This window comes from Burkholderia sp. MSMB1498, assembly GCF_001526245.1.
Lineage (GTDB): Bacteria > Pseudomonadota > Gammaproteobacteria > Burkholderiales > Burkholderiaceae > Burkholderia > Burkholderia savannae.
The window spans coordinates 58327-67565 of record NZ_LOYJ01000106.1; the positions used below are offsets into that span (position 1 = coordinate 58327).

Genomic DNA, 9239 nt, shown 5'->3' on the forward strand with positions numbered 1-9239 from the left:
CTCAACCGGCACTTACACGCGGTCTCGCATACCGTCTCTCGCACGCGTACGCCGTGCTAATCAGATCCTCGAGCGAGCCGATCACCGCATGGCGCGCGTCAGGCTCTCCATATAACTCGATCGGCACGCTCAAGAACGCGCGCAACACGAGCTGTAACAACTGTGAACGGCGGGGCGGCGCAAGTGGATCGAGCAGTTCGCCCGCCGTGCGCATCAATACCTCCGCAATCGCGAACGGCCGTTGCAGCCCGCCCAACATCGTCGCGAGCGCGCGCTCCTCGGTGAGCCCACAGTCACACGCGAATTCATCGCTGAGCAGTCTGCCGACGAACACCTCATCAGCCGACGACAGCATCCGTGCGTTATGCAACGTGCCCAGTAGCGGGCCGAACTCGGCCGGACAGCGGCAGCTCGGATCGAGCGATTGCATGTCGTAGGTCAGCGCGGCGCACACATAGTCGAGGATACGCTTCCGTTTCTTTGCGCCGAACTGCTCAATCCAGTCTTCATAGACGACGAGATAGGAGCCCTCGAACTCGAGAAACTGCCGATATAGCTCGCGCAACCGGCGTGGATCGAGCTGCATCCGTTCTCCGAACACCTTCGCCTTCAGCGCTGCGTTGATGCCCGCCTTGATCTGCTTTTCGTCGCCGCCCGCAAGCATCTCATCGATCGCCCGTTCGACAACATCGACGTTCTCACCGTTAAGGCGACGACGCCTGCGCAACTCGCGCAGCGCAAGCAGAAGATCGCTCGAGTCGCGGAAACGCTCGCGCGCCTCGCGCAACAGCACCGCGAGATCGAGCTTGCCGCTCGTGGCCTTGTTGCCACCGCGGCCAAGCAGTGTCGCGAGATCATCGAGTTTCTCGTCAGCATCCGTGTCGAGAATCCGTTCGAGGTCGTCGCTGCGACGGCATTTTCGCTCCGACGTGCGAAATCGACTCAATTGCGTGGCGGCGTTTGCCGACTCTTCTTCAATATCAGCGAGCTGCACCTGCACTTCGACCGCTCCGGCCTGCGGTTCTTCGTCGAGCGATGGTTCCGCATCGAGCCGGCTCGCCGAACTCGCGCCGTCGACCGCAAAGCCGCGGCGTGCAATCGACGCACCACCGATGATTGAACTCATTGCTTGTCGTCCATAAAGGGCTTCAACATTTGAACCGTCGTGCGCAACGTCGCATTGCTCGCCGGATCGCCGGCCTCCCATGGCTGCCCGTCCGGCCACGCTGCGCCCGGGCGCAGCAGTTTCGGCTGAATCAGGAACACGCGCACGACCTGCTCGTGCCGATCCGAATGCCCGCGAAACAGACCACCAATGAGCGGAATACTCGAGAGTCCCGGAATCCGGAACGCACGACGAGTTACGTCGTCGCGCGTGTTGCCGCCAACGAGTAGGCTCAATTCACGCGGCACGCGTGCGACCGTGTTGATTTCGGTGCGATTCACGAGCGGCATCGTATTGTTGTCACTTGCGGTCTGGCCATCGCCCGTCGCACTCTCGGTGTTGCCATCCTCGATGTTGACGATCATCTCGACCTGCGAACCGTCGCTCGACAAACGTGGCAGCACGCTGACGAGCGTGCCATAGGTCACGTGGTCGAGCTGGACTGCGCGCTCGCCGATCAACTTTGCGTAAAACGTCTGATTGCTGTCCAGCGTCGCGGGTATGTTTTCCTGCGTGAGCACGATCGGCCGCGAGATCACAGTCGCGTCGCCCGTTTGACTAAGAGCGGCAACCGAGGCAAGGAATTTCGCGCCGTCGAGGGTCGTTGCGTTGCCGCTGCCACTCCCATTGTTGAGACCGACGCCGATACCCGGCAAGTCAAGCGCGCCTTGCCAATCAACGCCCAGCTGGTCAAGCCGACTCTTCTTAATGTCGATGATCCATAGCGACAACTCAATCTGACGCTTCTCGACGTCGAGTGAATGGATCAATGTTTCCATGTCCTGCACCTTGTCGAGTTGGCCGACGAGAATCACGCTGTTCGTGTCCGGGTACGCGACCGCGCGCACGCCTTCGGACGCCGGCACCACGAAACCACGGGCCGCCTCGGCTCCAGCCCCAGCTTCGACTCCGGCGCCTGGGGACAGGATGTCGGGCGCGCCGGAATTCGGGGCTGCTGGAAGCGGGGCTGTCAGCGAGAATGGCGTCTTGGCAGCCGTACTGGACGCGTCGGCGCGCGCCGTCGCATCAACGGGCACCGCGGCTGGCCGCGCGCCTTTCGCCACCTGTGTACTGCGCTCTACAGTACCGAAGATTCGGCCTAGCACCGTCGCGATGCCCGGAATGTCAATCTGCTTGTCGCGCAGCGTATATTGTCGATCGACGACGAAGCTATTGTGCAGTTGCACGATCTTGACCACCTGCTTGTCGTTCGCCTCGGTCGAGCGCACTTCATCGAGATAGCGCGCCGCGGCCGCGACGAGATTCACGTAGACGGGCGCGCCCGTGACGTAAAACGTGCTGCTCAGGTCGTCGCCGCGAACCGGGAAGCGCGAATCGTAGAGCCGCGTTTCGCGAATGAAATCGCGCAGGTTGCGAACGGTCGCATGCTGCATTGACACGACCGCATTCTTGATCTCCGAGTTGTCGTAGACGTAGATCGAAGCACCGTCGTCATACCACAGCAGCGACATCGTCTCCCCAAGCTGCGCGAGGAGCACTCGCGGCCGTGCGAGGTCGAACTCACCCGTCACATGCTTACGCCGCACAGTCTCGCTCGCGACGACGGGCCTGTGCAGTCGGCCCGACAACGCGTTAAGCAGCACGCTGATGCTCACATCGCTTGCGACGAAGTGTCGCTCACCATCTTGCGGCGTGCTCGCCGCCTGCGTCGGCGCGCTCGCGCCGCTGCCTGCCGAGTCGGTCGCGGTGGTTGATGTGCCTGCGTCGACGGTTTTCCCGCCGTTGGGCATAGCGGCGAACGCGGTGCCCGTCAGCAGCAGCCACGCCGTGAGGGCCGTCGCTTGTCGTTTTGCCTGATCAAAATTCATCATCGGATAAGATTCCTCATGTCCTGCGTCGGAACTGGCACGGTGAAATTCCGAACAAATCTTTAATTTCTCTCGAAAAATGGGATGACGACGCAAAGCCGTTGCTCATCGCGACCTCGGTCATACTTTCGCGACTCTCGACGATCTCGAGTACTGCTTGCGCCGCTCGCCATTGCCTGAGCTCGCGTTTCAAACCGCGACCGAGTGCCCGACGGCACAGACGCCTGAAGTGCGACTCGGATACGCCATAGCGAGCGGCAAGGACGGCCACTGGCTGCGCTTTCGTACGCTCACGCAGCAGAAAACGCACGAGCCCGTAACTCTCCTGCGCGCGCAGAAACGCAAGCAGGGGGTCGGCGTCGCGCTCCGCACCCATGACATGGGCGATCAACCAACGGTCGAATTTCCAGATGCTCAAATCACTCGGCGCGTAAATCACCGCACCTCCCGATACACCCGACCAGTCCTCACGACCGCCACAATCTGACTTTGCGCAGCTTTCAAGAAAAGCGAGCAACTTAGCCGATTCAAATACCGGGACTTCGTGAAAACGCCATGCACCTTCGCGCGATATGATTTTCATGTCACCAGGAATAACGACAAGCGCCGATCGAAACAAATCGATCGAAACAACACACGACTCATCCCCAAATATTGCGTCCAGGCGCGCGCATTCCGTTACCGGCTTGATCAACTTAATCGCCGGCCCGGAAAACAACCTCGATTTTCCTTGCGATACTGCAACGCAATCGAATCTACCGAATCTTCCAGCCATTACGCAATTCCTAATATGAAATGCGACGAAATTCGAGGGCGCTATTACGCCTTCTCGGAAACACAGCCTAGTCGGATGCCACATTCCGATCAAGCAAAAAAATCTGACATTAAAAAATCTCACAAAAATCATTAAAAACAGAAATTATTTGATTTTTTTGATATTCGAATTCAAAACATTTCAGGTTTATTCATAGCGGAGCACGCCCGTCTGACGGTATATTTCACCCATCGCATCACCTCCTTCCGCGGAAGTCGGAACCACCCTTGATCGATTCCGATTTTTCGCTTCGCATGTGAACTTGCCGACAAAGACAATCTATCTGCGCCGCCAAAATAGAATGATCCGCCAAATGTTGCCCTATAAAGAAGATCGCAGCGATGGATAAACCAGATTTCTCACCAGAAGCTCTGCAGCTCCGAATTCTATTTGGTCCGTTATTCGGTTCCGATATTTCAATCCCAGACAAGGAAATCTTCTTCTATGTCGGCGAAGATCTCTCGGATAATCGCCGGAACGCAGAAGCCGGAAATCGATCAGAGCATTTTCTAAATCGCTCGATCGACACACTGTATATTCCTTACAGAGCCGGCCAGCCAAATTTTCGCTTGCGCTTCTCACGATTAGCCACGAGCGCGCCTGAGATTTCAGATTTGCACGCCGATGCGCCCCCCCCCCCCAGGATTTCGAGGTTGATTTTCTATCCGACGATGGTACGGAAACGCAATATGCCACCTTTAATTCTGTCTGTCGCTTTGGCGATATTGCGTTTGCAGTCAAGCGTCGACAAGATGCATGGAGCGACGCCATCACACAATATGCGCCGCAGCCCACGCTTGACCCAGCAGTCGCGCAAGCGGCGAGTGACGAACGCGTAACGCCACGCGTTGGGCTTGTGCGCTTCGCGCTAAAGCTGGGCATTGTGCTTGTTGCCAGCGCCACACTTTCTGCGCTTGCATATTGGGTGGTTCGGCACTACGTGGGCGCACAAAAGCTCGCCACCGTAAGCAGTGTGCTGACGGGCAGCCCTGAGCGCAATGCAATCCTCGCGACCGATGATGGCCGAATCTACGTGCTAAGCGCATCGCAGGACGGGGCCGAGTGGGACCGCGAGGCGTTGCTGAAGGCCGCACTTCCGGAGCAAGTCGAAGTCGCGGTGATAGACACCGAGCGGCTGCGGCTTGAGCGCCACCTCGATGAAGCCGGCATCGATTTCGTGACCGTGCGCCTCGACATCCCCGAGCGCCCCGAACTGATCGTCTCCGATCGGTTGCCCGCCGCAGCGCGAGCGAGCGCGGTTAGTGCGCTGCGTCTAGCGGCGCCATACGTGAAGAACGTGCGGGTGATTGATGCGAATGTCGGCGCTATCGAACAGGAAGCGCGCAACGCACTCGATAAGATAGGTGCACGCTACCGGCTACTTACGCGACGTGGCGGCGCGACCTTCGAAGTAGCAACTTCATTCGGCGACGAGGAACTTGCCGCGTTGCAGAACCTCATGCACTCGTTCAGCCACAAGTGGGGCACACGTCGCGTAGATTTCAAAATCGCGCTCCGCACCGACTGGCTGAAGGGCAAATCCTATCGGGAAGGCGGCGACGGCTACGTGCTGCTCGATCATGCGTCCTGGTATTTCCCGCAACCCTTGGAAGGAGTGAATTCCCAATGAGCAATGTCCCGACTTCGGTGAAGTTAGACTACCAATGGTCAGGCTACCTGACCGGCATCGGCCGCGCATTCGATGACGGCGTCATGGACCTGAACAAGCAATTTACGGACGCGCAGGCGGCCCTCGTCTCGAACCCCAGCGACCCGGTGGCCCTCTCCAACTACCAGATGATCATGTCCGAGTACAACCTGTACCGCAATGCACAAACCAGTGCGGTCAAATCGATGAAGGATATCGATTCGTCGATCGTCTCGAACTTCCGATAATTTTTTCATCCGCCTGGGACGACGCGGCGTACGCCGTGCCGTCCCGGCCAGAACGATTATGAACATTACGAACCCGCACGCGGTGCCCGAACTTCCGTCGCTCAGCGAAATTGAATCGTCCGGCCCGCCGGCGACGCTCGAGACGATCCTGAAGCAGACGCTCTCCGACGCAAACGACAACGCGAACGTCGCGAAAACAATTATCGAGACGCAGCTTGCCGATCCGGTGAATTTCGCGCGCCCCGAAAAGCTGATCGCGCTGCAAACCGAGCTCTCCGACTACAACATCTCCATGTCGCTCGCGAGCACACTCGCACGCAAGGCGGTGTCGGCCGTGGAAACGCTCGTCAAGGCACAATGACGCGATGAAGCGATTCATCTCTTTCTCGATGCTGCCTACCATGCTGCTGCTCGCCGCGTGCCACCAACAGGAACTGCTGAAGAATCTCTCCGAGCAGCAGGCGAACGATGTCGTCGCGGTGCTCCAGGCGCACGATCTCGCTGTACACAAAGAAGACCTCGGCAAGACAGGCTACGCGGTCAGCGTCGAGCAAGCCGACTTTCCGACCGCCGTCGATCTACTGCGGCAATACAACCTGCCGTCTCAGGCGCGCATGCAGATCGCGCAGGCGTTTCCAGCAGACGCGCTCGTCGCGTCGCCGCAGGCGGAACAGGCGCGGCTGTTGTCGGCAGTCGAGCAGCGCCTCGAGCAAAACCTCGCGGCACTGCAAAACGTCGTCACGGCGCGCGTGCAGATCAGCTATCCGCTCAAGCCGTCCGACAGCGGCAAGGCAGACGCGCGGATGCACGCCGCCGTACTGCTCACCTATCGCAACGAGGTGGATGCAGACATTCTCGTCAGTGAAGTGAAGCGGTTTGTGAAGAACAGCTTCACCAACATCGACTACGACGATATCTCGGTGATCTTGTACCGTGCGCCATCGCTGTTTCGCGGCGCGCCGACTGCTTCCGCATCGCATTCCGGTGCAACGTGGCTCTACTGGCTCACCGCGATACCGGCCGCGATAGCGGCCGCAGTGACCGGCTACCTCGTCTACCTGCGACGCAGACGCGACGCAACGGCACGGGATGCAGCAGGTCGGATTGCTGACATTGAGCCCGGTGCGCCCGGCACAATCGCCGTATCGGAAGCGGCCGAATCATCTGCACCAGCCGATACGGCGAGCGAATCTCATGCGGAATTGAGCAACATTCGGGAGCCACGCCGATGAATCCTCACGCTCTCGTGAACGTGATGTATGGTCCGTTCGGCTATGCGCATCCGGAATATCGGACGATCGCCGGAGTCGATCTCACGAACTTGCCGGCGGACATCGCGAATCAGCTAATGATCGATCGCCTTCGCCTCGATACAAAAATCGACTTCGATCTGGGTGAGGCTCCGGTTGCGCGGCAATGCGTCAATCATTGGACACACCTGCCGCGCGTCTGCTTTCTGATCGGCGTGCAGCGACTACGCACGGCGCTCGTCGAGCACTGCCGGTACATGCATCTTGATCCGACGAGCCAGCGCTTTCTATGTCTGCCACTTCATGCCGTGCCGAAGGTCGAGTGCGCTGACTCGCCCGATGACGATACGATTGTAGCGGCCGGCTCCGCCTGTCTTGCTGGTGAGCTGCAACATGCGCCACGCGCGCTGCGCCAGCGCCTGCCGCTTCTCTTCCCGCGAGCGTACGCGAAACGTCTCGAAATCCACCTAGACGGCGCTCACGACGTGCGCGCCGCTTGGCACGCCACACTCTTCTCCTTCGCATTGAACTATGCGCTCCTCGACACTGCGACAGCTTCCTGACACCCTAGTACCGCTTGCCGACGTGTTGCTTAAACACGAACCACTGTCACAAGCGGCTCGCGCCGAACGATTGATCGACGATGCGAAGCGTCGCGCGCGCCTGCTCGTGCGAGATGCCGAACGGGACGCGCAAGGCTGCCGCGACCACGCAGCAAAAACCGGCTACGAGGCCGGGTTCGCGTTCGCCGTCACACAAGTCGTCGAGTGTCTCGAGTGGATCGACACGAAGCGGCAGATACTCCTCGAACACGTCGTCGAAAATGTCCGTCAATCACTCGAACACTTGCTCGGCGATCCAGGGTTACTTCTGCACATCACCGACGCAATTGCAGACCGCCGCGCATGCCCGAGCAATCGCCCGCTACGCGTGTCGGTGCCGAACCGCGCGAAGAGGATCGCACCAGCGATACGCAAGCGCCTGAAGGACACTTATCCGTCGGTGCAGATCGTGCTCGTCGAAACACGCTCGTTCGTTGTCGAATGGGACGAGGAAATTCTCGAATTCGATCCGCTTGACGCTGCACACGAGTTGAGCGACACGGCGCTCTCCGCATGCCGCACCACAGTGCGCTCGATGAACAACGACGCAATCGCATGGCAGGTAATGACCGACGCACTGCATCGGCTCAAGCGTCGCGACGCGCACGACACCAACGTAGTTGACGCCGGTACCCCAAACATTCTCGCAGACACATCAGCCGAACAGGAGCCACCCGATGACACCATTGCAAGCCGCGACTTCAACTGAAGCCATGTACCGTTCGTCCGGTGATGACACACAGCAATCCCCGAAGTCTATCGAAGACATGATGAAGGAGTGGATCATTAACGATTTCACGCAGAAGGTAATGTTTCCAGATCCCGAGGACCCGAGCGCATGTCCGACCTTCAACGGCAATGGAAACTGGTAAGAGCGCGGTTGAAAAATCAGGGATGAGCGATTCTGCGTAACAACAGGCCGCCCATCGCGATATGGATCATGGTGCGTAATTCGGCGAACGTGATCAGCGATTTCGGTTGAACGTGATCAGTGGTTCCGATTGATGGTGATCGGTCGTTTCGGTCGAAGGTGATCGCTGATCACCGGTTTCCGAAACGAGCGATCATCTTGCCGAAACAGGTGATCACGTTCCCGGAATGAGTGATCAGCGAACCGAAACAGCTGATCACGCAACCGAAACGCGATGGCCTTTCCGGCTCGGCGGTGGTGTTGCGCATGCAATTCACGACGGGCGTTAGCCTTGTCTCTTTTTGGGGACAGGTTGATGCCGGCACATCGGATGAGCATGCGCAAACTGAAGGAAGTACTGCGGCTGAAGTGGGCGTGCGGCCTGTCGCACCGCCAGATCAGCCGCGCGATCGGCATCAGCGTCGGCGCCATCTCGGCATACGCCGCACGCGCCAGCGCAGCGGGACTCGACTGGGCTGCCGTCGAACCGCTCGCCGACGACGAGCTCGAGATCAGGTTGGACCTGCCGGAGGAAACCGCGGCCCCGACCCGGCGGGTCGAACCGGATTACGCGGCGATGCACCGCGACCTGCGCCGCAAGGGCGTGACGCTGCAGTTGCTGTGGGAGGAATACGTCCTCCGCATCCTGATCATGATCACCTTCGTTATAATCCATTGACCGCGCAACACCACCTTAGAGGTGGCCTCGCTCGTTTGGACAGTTTTCTGAGATTTTTAAGTGGAACGTCCGGGGCAATCATGCTGCCGATTTG

10 protein-coding genes and 2 pseudogenes are annotated in these 9239 nt (G+C 59.1%); 8 read left to right on the forward strand and 4 right to left on the reverse strand.

Annotated elements, in window-relative coordinates; translation table 11 throughout:
* Position 1 precedes the first annotated feature (1 nt).
* From sctW to WS91_RS24140, 3 genes are read right to left on the reverse strand one after another with little or no spacing between them, the layout of a single operon-like run.
* Entirely contained in the window at positions 2–1126 is a 1125-nt protein-coding gene (gene sctW, locus WS91_RS24130) for a type III secretion system gatekeeper subunit SctW (RefSeq protein WP_059671183.1), read from the reverse strand.
* Positions 1123–2997: a type III secretion system outer membrane ring subunit SctC gene (sctC, locus tag WS91_RS24135; RefSeq protein WP_059577612.1), complete on the reverse strand. Its 1875-nt coding sequence runs from the start codon at positions 2995–2997 to the stop codon at positions 1123–1125. The genes sctW and sctC overlap by 4 nt, the downstream gene beginning before the upstream one ends.
* A gap of 13 nt (positions 2998–3010) precedes the next feature.
* Complete coding sequence (locus WS91_RS24140; RefSeq protein WP_059577609.1) at positions 3011–3769, reverse strand: helix-turn-helix domain-containing protein; 759 nt, start codon at positions 3767–3769, stop codon at positions 3011–3013.
* Between the two features lie 380 nt (positions 3770–4149).
* Between WS91_RS24140 and WS91_RS24145 the strand changes: the two are divergent.
* From WS91_RS24145 to WS91_RS24175, 7 genes and pseudogenes are all read left to right on the forward strand, one after another.
* A pseudogene (locus WS91_RS24145) lies at positions 4150–5438 on the forward strand (PrgH/EprH family type III secretion apparatus protein).
* Positions 5435–5704 carry a type III secretion system needle filament subunit SctF gene (gene sctF / locus WS91_RS24150; protein WP_059577603.1) on the forward strand — a complete coding sequence of 90 codons (270 nt, stop codon included), beginning with the start codon at positions 5435–5437 and terminating at the stop codon, positions 5702–5704. Before WS91_RS24145 ends, sctF begins: the two are co-directional and overlap by 4 nt.
* A 58-nt stretch (positions 5705–5762) precedes the next feature.
* A complete protein-coding gene (sctI, locus tag WS91_RS24155; RefSeq protein ID WP_059577599.1) occupies positions 5763–6065 on the forward strand; it encodes a type III secretion system inner rod subunit SctI in 303 nt (100 codons plus the stop codon).
* 4 nt (positions 6066–6069) lie between these two features.
* Positions 6070–6936, forward strand: coding sequence for a type III secretion system inner membrane ring lipoprotein SctJ (sctJ, locus tag WS91_RS24160; protein WP_082717319.1), 867 nt, complete (start codon positions 6070–6072; stop codon positions 6934–6936).
* Complete coding sequence (locus WS91_RS24165) at positions 6933–7517, forward strand: type III secretion apparatus protein OrgA/MxiK (RefSeq protein WP_059577596.1); 585 nt, start codon at positions 6933–6935, stop codon at positions 7515–7517. The genes sctJ and WS91_RS24165 overlap by 4 nt, the downstream gene beginning before the upstream one ends.
* On the forward strand, positions 7486–8265 hold the full coding sequence (locus WS91_RS24170; RefSeq protein ID WP_059577593.1) for a type III secretion system protein: 780 nt from the start codon (positions 7486–7488) through the stop codon (positions 8263–8265). Before WS91_RS24165 ends, WS91_RS24170 begins: the two co-directional genes overlap by 32 nt.
* Positions 8234–8428 (forward strand): hypothetical protein, encoded by a 195-nt coding sequence (locus WS91_RS24175; protein WP_059577591.1) that lies wholly within the window; start codon positions 8234–8236, stop codon positions 8426–8428. The genes WS91_RS24170 and WS91_RS24175 overlap by 32 nt, the downstream gene beginning before the upstream one ends.
* A gap of 169 nt (positions 8429–8597) precedes the next feature.
* Here the strand turns inward: WS91_RS24175 and WS91_RS36960 are convergent, their stop codons facing one another.
* Positions 8598–8735 carry a hypothetical protein gene (locus WS91_RS36960; RefSeq protein ID WP_197422274.1) on the reverse strand — a complete coding sequence of 46 codons (138 nt, stop codon included), beginning with the start codon at positions 8733–8735 and terminating at the stop codon, positions 8598–8600.
* 47 nt (positions 8736–8782) lie between these two features.
* Here WS91_RS36960 and WS91_RS24180 point away from each other — a divergent pair.
* Positions 8783–9103: pseudogene (locus WS91_RS24180) on the forward strand (IS21 family transposase); the annotation flags it as partial.
* Between the last annotated feature and the right edge of the window lie 136 nt (positions 9104–9239).